The organism is uncultured Muriicola sp. (genome assembly GCF_947258935.1).
In the GTDB taxonomy this organism is placed as follows: Bacteria; Bacteroidota; Bacteroidia; order Flavobacteriales; family Flavobacteriaceae; genus Muriicola.
In genome coordinates this window covers 1-14820 of sequence record NZ_CAMYKH010000052.1, presented here as the reverse complement: position 1 = coordinate 14820, position 14820 = coordinate 1, and the positions used below count along the sequence as shown (strand labels likewise).

At 40.0% G+C, this 14820-nt stretch carries 16 protein-coding genes; 7 read left to right on the top strand and 9 right to left on the bottom strand.

What is annotated here, in order from left to right; all coding sequences use genetic code 11:
* Together Q0X72_RS09625 and pheS are read left to right on the top strand one after the other, a co-directional pair.
* Nucleotides 1-1362: SulP family inorganic anion transporter (locus tag Q0X72_RS09625; RefSeq protein ID WP_297764560.1), on the top strand; the 1362-nt coding region annotated here is incomplete at its 5' end.
* Between the two features lie 81 nt (nt 1363-1443).
* Nucleotides 1444-2463: a phenylalanine--tRNA ligase subunit alpha gene (gene pheS / locus Q0X72_RS09620; protein ID WP_297764558.1), complete on the top strand. Its 1020-nt coding sequence runs from the start codon at nt 1444-1446 to the stop codon at nt 2461-2463.
* Nucleotides 2464-2477: 14 nt separating this feature from the next.
* Here pheS and Q0X72_RS09615 read toward each other — a convergent pair whose 3' ends face one another.
* The 3 genes from Q0X72_RS09615 to Q0X72_RS09605 are packed head-to-tail and all read right to left on the bottom strand — an operon-like array spanning nt 2478 to nt 4109.
* Nucleotides 2478-2984: a hypothetical protein gene (locus Q0X72_RS09615; protein ID WP_297764555.1), complete on the bottom strand. Its 507-nt coding sequence runs from the start codon at nt 2982-2984 to the stop codon at nt 2478-2480.
* The gene (locus Q0X72_RS09610) at nt 2972-3445 is read right to left on the bottom strand and encodes a CYTH domain-containing protein (protein WP_297764552.1); all 474 of its coding nucleotides are present in this window, start codon (nt 3443-3445) and stop codon (nt 2972-2974) included. Before Q0X72_RS09610 ends, Q0X72_RS09615 begins: the two co-directional genes overlap by 13 nt.
* A complete protein-coding gene (locus Q0X72_RS09605) occupies nt 3438-4109 on the bottom strand; it encodes an NAD(P)H-binding protein (RefSeq protein WP_297764549.1) in 672 nt (223 codons plus the stop codon). Before Q0X72_RS09605 ends, Q0X72_RS09610 begins: the two co-directional genes overlap by 8 nt.
* A gap of 28 nt (nt 4110-4137) precedes the next feature.
* Between Q0X72_RS09605 and dinB the strand changes: the two genes are divergently transcribed.
* Nucleotides 4138-5235, top strand: coding sequence for a DNA polymerase IV (gene dinB, locus Q0X72_RS09600; RefSeq protein WP_297764547.1), 1098 nt, complete (start codon nt 4138-4140; stop codon nt 5233-5235).
* Nucleotides 5236-5237: 2 nt separating this feature from the next.
* Here the strand turns inward: dinB and pyk are convergent, their stop codons facing one another.
* The 5 genes from pyk to Q0X72_RS09575 form a co-directional block, all read right to left on the bottom strand.
* Entirely contained in the window at nt 5238-6680 is a 1443-nt protein-coding gene (pyk, locus tag Q0X72_RS09595) for a pyruvate kinase (protein WP_297764545.1), read from the bottom strand.
* A 3-nt stretch (nt 6681-6683) separates the two neighbouring features.
* Nucleotides 6684-7142 carry an IPExxxVDY family protein gene (locus Q0X72_RS09590; RefSeq protein WP_297764544.1) on the bottom strand — a complete coding sequence of 153 codons (459 nt, stop codon included), beginning with the start codon at nt 7140-7142 and terminating at the stop codon, nt 6684-6686.
* A 113-nt stretch (nt 7143-7255) separates the two neighbouring features.
* Nucleotides 7256-7993 carry a ribonuclease III gene (gene rnc, locus Q0X72_RS09585; protein WP_297764542.1) on the bottom strand — a complete coding sequence of 246 codons (738 nt, stop codon included), beginning with the start codon at nt 7991-7993 and terminating at the stop codon, nt 7256-7258.
* Nucleotides 7994-7999: 6 nt separating this feature from the next.
* Nucleotides 8000-9250, bottom strand: a complete 1251-nt coding sequence (fabF, locus tag Q0X72_RS09580) for a beta-ketoacyl-ACP synthase II (RefSeq protein ID WP_297764540.1) — start codon at nt 9248-9250, stop codon at nt 8000-8002.
* Between the two features lie 114 nt (nt 9251-9364).
* Nucleotides 9365-9598: an acyl carrier protein gene (locus Q0X72_RS09575; RefSeq protein WP_009778413.1), complete on the bottom strand. Its 234-nt coding sequence runs from the start codon at nt 9596-9598 to the stop codon at nt 9365-9367.
* Between the two features lie 244 nt (nt 9599-9842).
* On the opposite strand from Q0X72_RS09575, the gene Q0X72_RS09570 reads away from it, so the two are divergent.
* From Q0X72_RS09570 to Q0X72_RS09555, 4 genes are all read left to right on the top strand, one after another.
* A complete protein-coding gene (locus Q0X72_RS09570; protein WP_297764537.1) occupies nt 9843-10412 on the top strand; it encodes a phosphoribosylglycinamide formyltransferase in 570 nt (189 codons plus the stop codon).
* Nucleotides 10412-11047 (top strand): ribonuclease H family protein, encoded by a 636-nt coding sequence (locus tag Q0X72_RS09565; RefSeq protein WP_297764534.1) that lies wholly within the window; start codon nt 10412-10414, stop codon nt 11045-11047. The genes Q0X72_RS09570 and Q0X72_RS09565 overlap by 1 nt, the downstream gene beginning before the upstream one ends.
* Before the next feature lie 79 nt (nt 11048-11126).
* Entirely contained in the window at nt 11127-12053 is a 927-nt protein-coding gene (locus Q0X72_RS09560) for a PfkB family carbohydrate kinase (RefSeq protein WP_297764531.1), read from the top strand.
* A 38-nt stretch (nt 12054-12091) separates the two neighbouring features.
* Nucleotides 12092-13990 (top strand): amidophosphoribosyltransferase, encoded by a 1899-nt coding sequence (locus Q0X72_RS09555; protein ID WP_297764528.1) that lies wholly within the window; start codon nt 12092-12094, stop codon nt 13988-13990.
* A gap of 687 nt (nt 13991-14677) precedes the next feature.
* Here Q0X72_RS09555 and Q0X72_RS09550 read toward each other — a convergent pair.
* Nucleotides 14678-14820 (bottom strand): Fe-Mn family superoxide dismutase (locus tag Q0X72_RS09550; protein ID WP_297764563.1); only part of this gene is annotated, 143 nt, incomplete at its 5' end.

The window sequence follows — 14820 nt, the reverse complement described above, 5'->3', positions numbered from 1 at the left end:
CTGGAAAACATATTAAGAGAGGAAGCCGGAGAGGGTATTTTGGTCCTGGAAGATTTTGAGGAAACCATTGAAAGGGCCGGTGAAATCACTGAGGATGTTATACTTAAGGAAGCTCAGGTATTGGCTGCCAAAGAAGCATCCGGGGTAATGGGAGCCATTACTGTATTGCCTAGAGCCTTGCGCAATATGAATACTTTGGAATTGATTTTAGCCTTAGCTACCATTATTATCATTTATGGCTTTAAGCGAATAACTACTGCAGTCCCCAGCACATTGATAGCATTGGTTGTGGTTTCTGGTGTCGCGTATGGATTTGGCCTTAACTACAGACCTATTGAAACAATACCCGAAGGTTTTCCACTTCCTAATTTAGAGATTATTACCAATTTTCAACTCACGGCTATAACACCCTATATTTTTACTGCCTTAACTCTTGCTCTGCTGGGATCTATTGATTCATTGCTAACCTCTGTGGTGGCAGACAACATGACCAAGACCAAACACAATCCTAATAAAGAATTAGTTGGGCAGGGAATAGGAAATAGCATTGCCGCCATCTTTGGCGGTATCCCGGGAGCCGGAGCAACCATCAGAACGGTTATAAATATTAATTCCGGAGGAAAAACAAAGTTATCCGGGATGATCGCAGGATTACTTTTACTCCTAATTTTATTGGCCATGGGGCCGGTGGCATCGCAAATACCTGCCGCCGTTTTAGCAGGAATTTTAATTACTGTTGGAATAAGTGTCATGGATTACAAAGGATTAAAGGCCATCCCCAGCTTACCGAGAGATATTTCTATTGGCCCAATAAAGTTGAGTTCTGAAGTAATGATAATGCTTATTGTCATGTTATTGTCTACTTTTTGGAATCTTGTGTATGCTGTTGGAATAGGCTTAGTGATTGCATCACTAATGTTTATGAAAAAAATAGGAGACCTTACTGCGCATAGATCCGATGTAAAGGCACTGGCAAAGGAAAAAGCATGGGCTGATGAGAAGAGTTTTCCAAAATATTTACGGGAAAAAGTTTTTATTAAGCACATAAAAGGGCCTTTATTCTTTGGCACTACAAGCGATTTCCAGGTTCTCGCAGATCAAATTCCTGCAACGGCTACAACCGTGGTCATACGCCTGGGAAGGATGCAATATATGGACCAATCCGGACTCTATGCTATGGAAGATGTGCTACAGGATCTAAGAAACAAGAAAGTCACTGTGCTTTTTGTTAGGGTCCTGGATCAACCCAGATATATGATGGAGCGTATTGATATCATTCCGGATCTTGTCCCGAATGAACATATTTTCAAAAATTTTGATGCTTGTGTTAAATACATTATGTCTAATTCGGAAGCAGCATAAAAACTTACATTTCTTCTTCCAGAGGCAATGTGAACCTAAAAAACCAGTATTTTTGATCGCTGTTATCAAAGGATTCATCAAATGATCGATCAGTTAAAAGAACATATCAAAGAAGTAAAGGAATTTTCTAGCACTTCTAAAGATACTATTGAGTCATTCCGAATTAAGTACCTCGGTAAAAAAGGGATCTTAAATCAATTTTTTGCGGAATTCAAACAGGTGCCAAATGATCAAAAAAAGGAATTTGGTAAAACCGTCAATGAACTCAAGGTGCTCGCTACAGAGAAAGTCAATTCTCTCAAAAGTTCTTTGGAAGCAAAAGGGGGTAAGAAGCTGGTATATGGTGATCTTACCCGCCCCGGGGAACCTCTTGAACTGGGCACACGGCATCCAATTTCCATCGTTAAGAACCAGATCATTGATATTTTCTCAAGAATCGGTTTTAATGTTTCAGAAGGACCGGAGATAGAAGACGATTGGCATAATTTTACTGCTCTGAATTTACCAGAACACCATCCGGCAAGAGATATGCAGGATACCTTTTTTATTCAGACCAATCCGGATCTTTTGCTGAGAACACACACTTCCTCCGTACAAGTGCGTTATATGGAAACCAACACACCTCCCATCCGGACCATTTCTCCTGGAAGGGTTTATAGAAATGAAGCCATTTCTGCCCGTTCACATTGTTTTTTCCACCAGGTTGAAGGTTTGTATATAGATAAGGATGTGTCTTTTGCAGATCTGAAACAAACCCTTCAATTCTTTACCACAGAGCTCTTCGGTAAGTCTAAGATTCGTCTAAGACCGTCCTATTTTCCATTTACTGAACCAAGTGCAGAGGTAGATGTCTATTGGGGCCTGGAGACCGAAACAGATTATAGGATGACAAAAGGAACTGGCTGGTTAGAGATCATGGGCTGCGGGATGGTAGATCCGAATGTCCTGGATAATTGTGGTATAGATTCTAATGAATACTCGGGATTCGCTTTTGGAATGGGGATAGACAGGATCGCTCTTTTGCTTCATCAAATTTCTGATATACGCCTCCTCAGTGAGAATGATTTACGCTTCCTGGAGCAATTTAAGAGCGCTTTTTAAATCCTAACATTAAATTATCGTAAAGGAAATCCCTTGGCAGCCCACCAGGGATGCACCTCTATCAGTAATCTCCCGGATTGCACCATAGGATCTAAATTTGCCAAACTATCTGCGAATGCCAGTGTTGGGGTATTATAAATAGTGATCCCGCGAATATCACCATCATCCCCAAAGGGTCCGGAAATATCGGCATATCCCAGCTCGTACATCCTTCCGAGATGAAGGAGGTGTAAGGTTTGTAAACTGTCTGCTTCTTTTTTACTCTGGGACCTAACGGGACCTTTTTTTAAAAAGGCAATAAAATACTGTTGCATCAATACAGTATCACCGGTTTTAGGGTCTACATAATCAAAGATCTCATATCCCTTCTCTGTGAGTGCTTTCTTTAATTGAGCTGTAGTTATAACGGAATCTTGCTTTTTGATAGATGTAGGTTCTGGATCATGATTTCCTATTTCTTTACATCCAAAGGCGAAAATGATTAGAGCAATGAGAATGAGAATGTTCTTTACTTTTTCCATGACGAATATGGATTTTTACTTAATTGTGAATTATAGTATTTGGGATCTCCTGTAACTTCTATCCCCAGCCATTTGGGTTTTAAAAAGGTTTCATCCGCCTGTTGCAACTCAATTTCTGCGATCACCAGGCCTTTATTCTGAGCGTGAAACTCATCAACCTCAACCACATGAGAACCACTTTTTACAAGGTGTCTTAGTTTATGGATCGTGCCTTTTTTACATATTTCTAATAGACCTTTTGCCTCCTCTGACGAGATCTCATGTTCCCATTCAAAACGGGTTGTTCCATCCGGGTCTGTTTTTCCCTTCACTGTGATAAATCCTCTTTGATCAGTTAGGCGCACCCGCACTGTGCGCTCCGGATGAGTACTTAGAAACCCTTGTATAATTTCTACTTTGGCATGGGCCTCTGACTTATAGGCATTGGAAGTGACCAAATACTTTCGTTCTATCTCAATCATAATGAGCCATATTCTCTATTTCATCTGAAATGATCCTATTTTTTGAATAACTGTTGTTTGCCAGCCATATCATCGCCTTGGCAATTGATAAAGCTTGTATGGAACGATATTTCTTCAAAGGACCCTGCAGTAAAATATTAAAAACTATAAACAACTTCTTTGCGATCCACTCCCCCAACCTGCGTTCTTCTCGTTGCCCTCCAATGATGGAAGGTTGAAGAATATAGGTATGAGCTATCCCTTGCTTTAAAACAGCTTTTTCCATTTCCCCTTTGATCTTATTGTAAAAAATCCCGCTTTCTGCATCCGCACCAAGTGCAGAAATTACGAGGAATATAGTTATATCATTTTCCTTACATAATTGTGCTGCAGCTACAGGTATCCCATAATCTATACTCCTGTACCTTTCTTTATCGGGCGTTTTGGATTTGGTGGTCCCAATGCAACAATAGACCTCATCTGCTTTAAAATCTGACTTAAAATTGGACAAAGAGAGAAGATCTCCCAAAAATTCTTTCAATTTAGGATGGCGCACTTGGGAAGTCGATCTTGAAAAGATTTTAATAGTATCGTAACGATGGTCTTCCAATAATTCATTTAACAATAGGCCTCCTGTGAGGCCCGTTGCTCCCAGAATGATGGCGCTTTTTTTTGACCCCTCCATAAAACTAAGATATGACTTAAATTTGTTTATGCTGTACGATTTCCCCCTCCGGAAAATTATTCACGTGGATATGGATGCTTTTTATGCCTCTGTAGAACAATTAGATCATCCGGAACTCAAGGGAAAACCTGTGGCAGTAGGCGGAGGAGCCGCAAGAGGTGTGGTAGCTGCTGCCAGCTACGAGGCCCGGAAGTTTGGAGTAAAGAGTGCTATGAGTGGATTCAGCGCTAAAAAAAGATGCCCTGAGCTTATCTTTGTAAAGCCGCGCTTTGATCGCTACAAAGAGATCTCACAAAAGATAAAGGCCATCTTTTACGACTACACTCACTTAGTAGAACCACTTTCCCTTGATGAAGCTTATTTGGATGTGACCACCAATAAAGTAGGCAATCCTTCTGCTACCCTTATCGCCAAAGAGATCCGCGAAAGGATCTTTAAAGAACTAGGTTTAAGGGCATCTGCTGGCATTTCCATCAATAAATTCATTGCCAAAGTGGCTAGTGATATCAACAAACCTAATGGTCAAAAAACAGTGAATCCGGAAGAGGTAATACCATTCCTTGAAAGTCTGGATATTAGAAAATTCCATGGAGTTGGTAAAGTAACGGCAGAGAAGATGTACCAGCTTGGTATTTTTACCGGTCTCGATCTTAAGAACAAAACAGAAGATTTTTTAAAAGAACACTTTGGTAAAAGTGGCTTGCATTATTTTCAGATTGTACGCGGAATACATCTGAGTACCGTAAAACCCCATCGCATTCCAAAATCGTTGGGAGCCGAACGTACTTTCAGCGAAAATCTCAGCAGTGAAATTTTTATGAAGGAGCGATTGATGCATATAACTGAAGAGTTGGAAAAGCGAATTAAAAATTCTGGTGTGGCAGGAAAGACGGTTACCCTTAAAATAAAATATAGTGATTTTACCCTGCAAACAAGAAGCAAGACACTTCCCTATTTTGTATCAGATAAGAGGCTGATCTTGAATACTGCCTTGGAGCTATTGTATCAGGATTCCTTGGATAATTCGGTCCGCTTACTCGGTATTTCCCTTTCTAACCTAAATAGTGGCAGTAAGGAAGTTATTAAAGAAGAGGCGGTTTCGGTACAATTGAAATTCGATCTGTAAGCTTAGAAACTACAGGTCTCTATTTCCGTAACCCTGAGTGTATTCACCATGCCTTTGGCTTTGATTGGCATCGCCGCAAGGCTAATAAGCATATCTCCGGTGTCTAGAAATCCTTTCTGACAAGCTATTTTATTAACGTCTTCTATTGTTTCGTCCGTAGACACAAATCTGTCGTAATAAAAAGCCTTTACGCCCCAAAGTAAATTTAGCTGAGTTAAAATTCGTTTATTAGAGGTAAAGACTAAAATATGAGCACTAGGTCTCCAGGCCGATATTTGAAAGGCTGTATACCCACTATTCGTGAGAGTTGAAATAGCCGTTGCTTTTATCTCATTGGCCATGGTAGCGGCATGGAAACAAACAGCTTTGGTGATATATCTTTTTGTTCTGATATGTGGTGGTTCTTGAGGCACCTGAATAAGCTCGGAATTTTCAACACTTTGTAAGATGCTAGACATTTTCTCAATTACCTGAATTGGATAATTCCCTACGGATGTTTCCCCGGATAGCATTACAGCATCTGCGCCATCCATCACTGAGTTAGCCACATCATTTACCTCTGCCCTGGTAGGGGTAAGGCTGGTGATCATGGTCTCCATCATTTGAGTGGCAATGATCACGGGGATCCTTGCCCTTTTTGCCCTAAGTACCAAGGTTTTTTGGATCAAAGGAACTTCTTGTGCGGGAACTTCTACGCCCAAATCACCTCGGGCAACCATAAGTCCATCGCAATACGATACTATTTTATCGATATTTTCAACTGCCTCTGGTTTTTCTATTTTAGCAATGATCGGGATCTTGTGTTTAGAATGCTCGGCAATCAGGTTTTGAAGGTCGATCAGATCCTGACTAAAACGAACAAAGCTCAGTGCAATCCAATCTACTTCAAGCGATATGGCAAAAATGGCATCCTTAATATCTTTTTTGGTAAGTGCCGGTAAGGAAATATTAGTATTTGGAAGGTTTACCCCTTTTTTGGATTTTAAAGGTCCGCCCTGAATCACTTTAGCCTTTACCTCATCTTTTTTATTAGTGGTAAGCACCTCAAACATAAGCTTCCCGTCATCCAATAGAATGCGTTCACCAGGGTTTACATCTCTCGGGAACTCTGCGTAGTTCATATAAACCTTCTCTGCGTTTCCTTCAAAGGGTTTGCCGGTTACAAATGTGATCTCGTCCCCAGGGGAAACCACAACTTCACCTGCCATAACTCCTACTCTTAGTTTGGGACCCTGAAGATCGCCCAGAATAGCTGTATAAATTCCCAGTTCCTCATTTAAATCCCGGATCATTTTGATCCGTTGCTTCACATCGTCATAATCGGCATGCGAAAAATTGATGCGAAATACATCAACCCCTGCTTCTATCATTTTTTTGAGGGTTTCCTTATCGCTACAAGCGGGGCCTAAAGTGGCCACGATTTTTGTCTTCTTCTTATTGGGCATTATTTAGAAAATTAGGTTGGGCTTAGATTTTAATTTTTCTGTCGCAATGGCATAGGCTGTTACTACCTTTGGGATGGCCTTAATTTTATTTAGCAGAGCAGAATGCAACTCGTAATCATCCATCTTCAAGAGATAATTAACTTCTTTATGTTCAGGCACCAAATGATGACTGGTATAAGAAAGCTCTTCCGGGAATAGGTCATCTGGCTTAGTTTGCTGAGAGGTGATACAAGTATTGATGAACAGGGCCCAGTTTCGATCGTACAATTCGTCTTTCCATTCGAAACAAGGATAGGAAATGGTGGAAGAAAAGCTTAGGTCTTCTGATGATCTTTTCAATTGGATCTTCAAAACCTCATTCAACGCATAAACAAGGGCATAATCTTCCAAGTTGGTATGAATACCAACCAGCGAAAATTCCTCGTCATATAAATCCTCATATATCCGCAGGGTTGCTCCCATAAAAAAGCCTAAGATGTAAATATATAATATATAACGTTACTTGCCTAGTGCCTGAAGGCCTTATCTAGTTTAATAGGTTTCGCAAACCTTTGCGTACTCAAGTATGGCGGAATCTAAGAATTTTCTATTTTGTGTTGTAAAGCAAAAAAAGCTCTTTTAGAGGCCTTTTCTTCCGCCTTTTTTTTGGAAGTTGCTCTTGCCTTGGCCAACACCTTGCCATTAATACTGAATTTTACGGCAAAATGTTTCAAAGGGTCTTTCCCGGTATCCTCATAAACATTGTATCTAAAGTCCTTTTTATGCTTTTGGCACCATTCGATCAAAAGACTTTTATAACTGATCACCTTCCCTTCTAATTGTTCAATGTCTACATAGGGTTCTATGACACGGGCCTCTATAAATTGTTCACAGTACTTATAACCCCGGTCCAGATAAATAGCGCCAACAAGCGCTTCAAATACATTGCCATGAATATTATCTCCAAAATGCGATTTCGGTATTCTACTTTCCACAAAGTGAAGTAGGTTAAGATCTTTCCCAAGCTCATTTAAATGCTTTCTGCTAACTATTTTGGAGCGCATCTTGGTAAGATATCCTTCGTCCCCGCCAGGCACCTCATTGTATAAGTGCTTCGATATAATTGTTCCCAACATTGCATCTCCGAGAAATTCAAGGCGTTCATAGTTCATGGGGTTGCCTTGTTTATCTTTAATGTTTGCCGAACGATGTAGGAAGGCCTTCTTATAGATGCTTATTTTTTTTGGTTTAAACCCCAGGATATTTGTTATCCCCAAAAAAAAATCCCCATCCTGTTTGGAATGGGAATTGAATATATTAGAGGGAAAATTCATTAATCCTTAGCTGATTTTTTTAAAGACTACACAAGCGTTGTGACCACCAAAACCAAATGTATTGCTCATGGCTACATGTACGTCTCGCTTCTGAGCTTTGTTCAGTGTTAAATTCAAAGTGGGATCAATGTTCTCATCTACTACAGAATGATTAATGGTGGGAGGCACCAATCCGTAATGCATTGATAGAATAGAGGAAATAGCTTCAATAGCTCCGGCGGCACCTAATAAATGACCCGTCATTGACTTGGTTGAATTTATATTAATATTTGGCGCGTGTTTTCCGAAGACCTGCGATATTGCCTTTAATTCTGCCACATCACCCAAGGGTGTTGAGGTTCCATGAGTATTTATTGCATCAACATCTTCTGGCTTTAAACCGGCATCTCGGAGGCAATTTTCCATTACGCGCACTACACCAATTCCCTCAGGATGTGGAGCGGTCATATGGTAGGCGTCACTAGACATTCCTCCACCAATGATCTCTGCGTATATTTTTGCTCCTCTTGCTTTTGCATGCTCATACTCTTCAAGGATCAATGCTCCGGCTCCTTCTCCAAGAACAAAACCATCTCTTGTAGCATCGAAAGGCCTGGAGGCTGTCTCCGGACTTTCATTTCTTGTAGAAAGGGCGTGCATGGCATTAAAACCACCCATCCCCGCCAGCGTTACTGCGGCTTCACTTCCTCCGGTAACGATTACATCACAATGTCCTAAACGAATGTAAGTCAAGGCATCTATCATGGCATTTGCCGATGAGGCACAAGCCGAAACCGTTGTGTAATTTGGCCCCATAAAACCATGTTTTATGGAAATATTACCAGGGGCAATATCAGCGATCATTTTAGGAATAAAGAATGGGTTAAACCTTGGAGTTCCATCTCCCTTAGCGAAATCCATCACTTCATTTTGAAAGGTCTCTAACCCTCCAATCCCTGCGCCCCAAATAACGCCGACTCTAAATTTATCAATAATGTTTAGATCAAGGCCGGCATCCAATATGGCCTCATCCGAAGATACCAAAGCGTATTGGGCAAATCTATCTAGTTTTCGGGCTTCCTTTCTATCAAAGAAATTCAGAGGATCAAAATTCTTGACTTCGCAAGCAAACTTTGTTTTGTATTTCTCCGTATCAAAATAGGTAATAGGAGCAGCGCCACTTCTTCCTGCTTTAAGGCCATCCCAGTATTCACCCAGGGTATTTCCTATAGGCGTAAGAGCGCCTAGTCCGGTAACAACAACTCGTTTTAACTGCATGGAACCAATTTTTGTTTCATAGGTAGTACTTATACCAGGTGAAAATTAAAAAAAAATATCCATGCAGCATGGTAACCACATGGATAATTCACATCATGTTCCTGATATCATTACTTATTTGGCCTCTTCAATATAACTGATAGCTTGGCCGACGGTTGCGATATTTTCTGCTTGATCATCCGGAATTTGAATATCAAATTCCTTTTCAAATTCCATTATCAACTCAACAGTGTCTAATGAATCTGCTCCCAGATCGTTGGTGAAGCTAGCTTCTGCAACTACTTCATTTTCATCCACGCCTAACTTATCAACGATAATTGCTTTAACTCTTGATGCAATGTCTGACATAATTTTATTGGTTTTAATTTTTAATTGTTGGCAAAAATAAAAAACTTTAACGGAAATACACTATATGAAGCCAATTTGTGGGGTAATTTAAGAAATTTAATGGCAAGTGTATTACTTTAGCACCATAAATATTGAGTGGAAAATTATTTCCATAGAGATATTGTTACGGGGCTTCCCCAAATCTTAATTTTTTCTTTAGAATCCTATCTATCTCCTGTATTCTAAGGAAAATACATTAGTAGAAATGAAGCGTATTGTCCTTTTTGCCTCAGGCTCAGGTTCCAATGTTGAAAATATTGTAAAGTATTTTACAGGACATTCTGATATTACCATTTCTTGTGTTCTTACTAATAAACGCGATGCCTATGTCATAGATCGTTGTAATAAATTAGGAGTGCCGGCCTTTTATTTTAATAAAGCCGGATTTACAAACTCCCCTCTTGTCTTGGAATTATTAAAATGTATAAAACCAGATCTTATTGTGTTGGCTGGCTTCTTACTAAAGATCCCGTCAGAATTGGTGGAGGCATTTCCAAGGAAGATCATTAATATCCATCCGGCCCTACTACCTAAATACGGAGGGAAAGGTATGTATGGCAGACATGTTCATACTGCGGTAAAAGCGCGGGGGGAATCTGAAACTGGTATCACCATCCATTATGTAAATGAGCATTATGATAAAGGGGCTATCATTCGGCAATTCAAAGTGGGGATCTCTGAAGAGGAAACTGTAGATCAAATTACGACCAAAGTGCAATTTTTGGAACAGATCCACTTCCCTCAGGTAATTGAAGATTTACTATTAGGTAGATAATGGCAGGTAAAAAGAAGTTTTATGTGGTCTGGAAGGGTAAGAATCCCGGCATTTATGACAGTTGGGAGGAATGTAAGTCCCAGATTACAGGGGTAAAGGGAGCTCAGTATATGTCATTCTCTACTTTTGAAAAAGCAAAAGAGGCCTTTGATAGTACCTATGAAGCCTATAAAGGCAAAAAGAAAAAAGATCCTGGCTTGTCTGCCAAAGATCTTTTAAAAATTGGGGACCCCACCATGCATTCTATTTCTGTTGATGCTGCCTCCAGTGGAAATCCCGGAGTTATGGAATACCAGGGCGTAGACACAAAGACCAAAAAACGATTGTTTAAGCAAGGTCCTTTCCCTGAAGGGACAAATAATATTGGTGAGTTCCTCGCCATCGTACACGGTTTGGCCTATTTGAAAGAAAGAAAGTCTGATCGGATAATATATACCGATTCCAGAACCGCTATAAGTTGGGTGAGAAAAAAGCAATGCAATACAAAATTGCAGCCCAGTGCCAGGAACAAGGCCTTGTTTAATCTAATTGAAAGGGCCGTTACCTGGTTAAAGGAAAATTCTTACAACACCCCGGTTGTAAAATGGGAAACTGCCGCCTGGGGCGAGATTCCTGCCGATTTTGGCAGAAAATAATCCGCTTTATTTTAACGTTTTCCAGAGGCATTTAGGGAATTACAAAAGCGTATATTTGCAACGAATTTGAACGTCGTTTATGGGCAAACTTTTAATTGTTGGTACAGTAGCATTTGATGCCATTGAATCTCCTTTTGGAAAAACGGACAAGATCCTAGGTGGGGCCGCAACATTTATTGGTCTTGCTGCAGCCCAGTTTAAGCTAGATTCTGCCATAGTATCTATTGTTGGGGACGACTTTCCACAATCCTATTTAGATCTTTTGAAAAATAAAGGGATCGATATCTCAGGTATTGAGATCGTGAAGAATGGAAAGACATTTTTTTGGAAAGGAAAGTACCACAATGATCTGAATAGCCGGGACACTCTTATAACTGATCTGAATGTCCTAGCCGATTTTGATCCAAAAGTACCCTCCAATTTTAAGGATGCGGATGTATTAATGCTTGGCAACCTGCATCCTAATCTGCAACTTAATGTTATTCAGCAAATGGAAGAAAAACCTAAGCTGATTGCACTAGATACTATGAACTTCTGGATGAACAATACCATGCCCGAATTGAAAGAGGTCATTCGTCATACTGATGTGATCACTATTAATGATGAAGAAGCCAGACAACTTACCAATGAATATTCCTTAGTCAAAGCAGCTCAAAAGATACAGGCCATGGGCCCTAAATATGTAGTGATTAAAAAAGGAGAACACGGAGCACTTTTGTTTCATGATGATGAGGTGTTCTTTGCTCCCGCCTTACCCCTGGAAGAGGTCTTTGATCCCACCGGTGCCGGTGATACATTCGCAGGTGGTTTCGTGGGGTATATTGCCGAAACAGAAAATATCTCTTTTAACAATTTAAGAAATGCGGTTATCCACGGGTCGAACCTGGCCTCTTTTTGTGTTGAAAAGTTTGGCACAGAAAGAATGTTGCAACTTACCAAAGAAGAAGTTGATAGAAGGCTAGATCAGTTTAAACAATTAACACAATTCGATATTGAGTTAAAATAACGCCCTGTCATTACGGGGCTTTTTTTATGATTTGAATTATGAGTGACGCTATTAAACACGAATGTGGGATTTCCCTAATACGTTTGTTAAAACCACTAGATTTCTATAAAAAGAAATACGGTTCTGCTTTTTATGGGGTTAACAAGATGTACCTCATGATGGAGAAGCAACACAACCGTGGGCAAGACGGCGCTGGTTTTGCTAGCATTAAGCTAGATGTGGCGGCAGGACAAAGATATATGAGCAGAGTACGATCTGTAGAATCGCAACCTATACAAGATATCTTCGCCCAGATCAATGACAGAATCAATAGAGCCTTCTTGGAGCATCCGGAATGCACAGACAATGCCGAAGCTCAGAAAAAATACATCCCATATATTGGCGAAGTACTATTAGGGCATGTTCGTTATGGAACGTTTGGCAAGAATAGTATTGAAAACGTTCATCCCTTCCTAAGACAAAATAACTGGATGCACCGTAATTTGATCGTTGCCGGGAATTTCAATATGACCAATGTTGCCGAATTATTCGATAATCTGGTGCAGCTGGGCCAACATCCAAAGGAATTGGCAGATACAGTTACGGTCATGGAAAAAATAGGTCATTTCCTGGATGATGCTGTGGCCAAGTTATACAAGCAAATAAAAAAAGAGGGGTATAACAAAATGCAGGCATCCCCATTGATAGCAGAACGACTTAAAGTAGGTAAAATACTAAAGAAGGCTGCAAAGAATTGGGACGGTGGTTATGCCATGGCGGGATTACTAGGACACGGTGACGCGTTTGTTTTAAGAGATCCTTCAGGGATCAGGCCGGCCTACTTTTTTCAGGATGATGAAGTGGTAGTAGTTGCATCAGAAAGAGCAGCTATACAGACGGTCTTTAATGTAAAATACGAATCCGTAAAAGAAATAGACCCAGCCCATGCGCTCATAATTAAAAAGAACGGGAAGGTTACGTTAGAAAAGATCCTGGAACCTTTGGAAAGGAAGGCCTGTTCTTTTGAACGTATCTATTTCTCGAGAGGAAGTGATAAAGAGATCTACCAGGAGAGAAAGCAATTAGGAAAGTTGATTTTTCCCAAGATACTGACCGCTATAGACCACGATATAAAAAATACAGTCTTCTCCTATATTCCAAATACAGCAGAAACTTCTTTTCTTGGAATGGTAAAGGAGGCGCAGAATTATTTAAACAAGAAAAAAGAAGATCAGATCCTGGCCAAAGGTTCAGGGATTTCTAGTGAAGAACTTCACGAGATCCTGGATATACGGCCGAGAATTGAAAAGGTAGCAATTAAGGACGCCAAGTTAAGGACCTTTATAACCCAGGATAGCAGCAGGGATGATCTGGTGGCCCATGTTTATGACATCTCTTACGGTTCTGTGAATGAAAACGATAACCTGGTGATCATTGATGACAGTATAGTTAGAGGAACTACTTTAAAGAACAGTATCTTAGGGATTCTCGACAGATTAGCACCCAAAAAGATCATTGTGGTTTCTTCCGCTCCTCAGATCCGTTATCCGGATTGTTATGGTATAGATATGGCTAAACTGGAAGACTTTATTGCCTTTAAAGCCGCTCTCGAATTACATAAGGAACACAAAAGCCTGCATGTGGTAGATGAGATCTATAAAAAATGTAAGGACCAATATCACAAGACGGATGAAGAGATCATCAATTATGTAAAAGAATTCTATGCCCCATTCAATGCAGAACAGATCTCGCAGAAAATCGGCGAGCTTTTAAGTCCTGCCGGAATTAAAGCAGAGATAAAGATCATCTATCAGTCAATTGAAAATCTGCACGAGGCGTGTCCCAAGAATTTAGGAGATTGGTACTTCACAGGCAACTATCCCACTCCCGGTGGAAATAAGGTCGTAAACAAAGCATTTATTAATTTTTATGAAGGAAAGAACGAACGCGCCTACTAACCCCAAAAATCGATGAAATACACACTTTTATGCATTTCATCGATAATATCTGCATTTAATCGGCTTTATCGTCTTTCCGGACCTAAGGAAGTTACATTAGTCATGCCATAGCATAAGTAGGTTAAGTTCATGGTAAGATTTGGGGCAAAAAAGGTGGAGACTTCTCCACCTTTTTTATTTTAAGCATTTTATACATAGATCAGTTATATTTTTGTAGTCCGTTTCTTCCAGGTTATTAAACAGATCCTTCTCAAATGGTATTTCAACCAATTAAAACGGCGTTTGTCCAAAACCTTTTTTCTCAGCAGGCACTTACTCTATTTTTGGAGGACCATAGCATAAGTAGGTTAAGTTCATGGTAAGATTTGGGGAAAAAAGGCAGGATTCATCCTGCCTTTTTTATTTCTGAGTATCAAAGAATTAGCCTCTCTTTTATTCCTTTTTTTAAATTATTGAAGACTTTGTTCCTCACGCTTTGTCCAAAATTTCCTTAATTTTCTTTGTTATTTCTCACAATACCAGTAATTTAGTGATGCCATAGCATAAGTAGGTTAAGTTTATGGTAAGATTTGGGACGAAAAGGGTGGAGACTTCTCCGCCCTTTTCTATTGTGTAAATCTCAACTTTATTTCAAATAAAAAGCCGCAACGTTTAAACGTTACGGCTTTTATTATTGTATAGATTCTTCTATTTATGCTTGTTGTAATTTTCAGCAACTTTAGACCAATTCACAACATTAAAAAAGGAAGCTATATAGTCTGGCCTGCGATTCTGATAATTCAAATAATACGCATGTTCCCATACATCCAATCCCATGATGGGAGTACCTA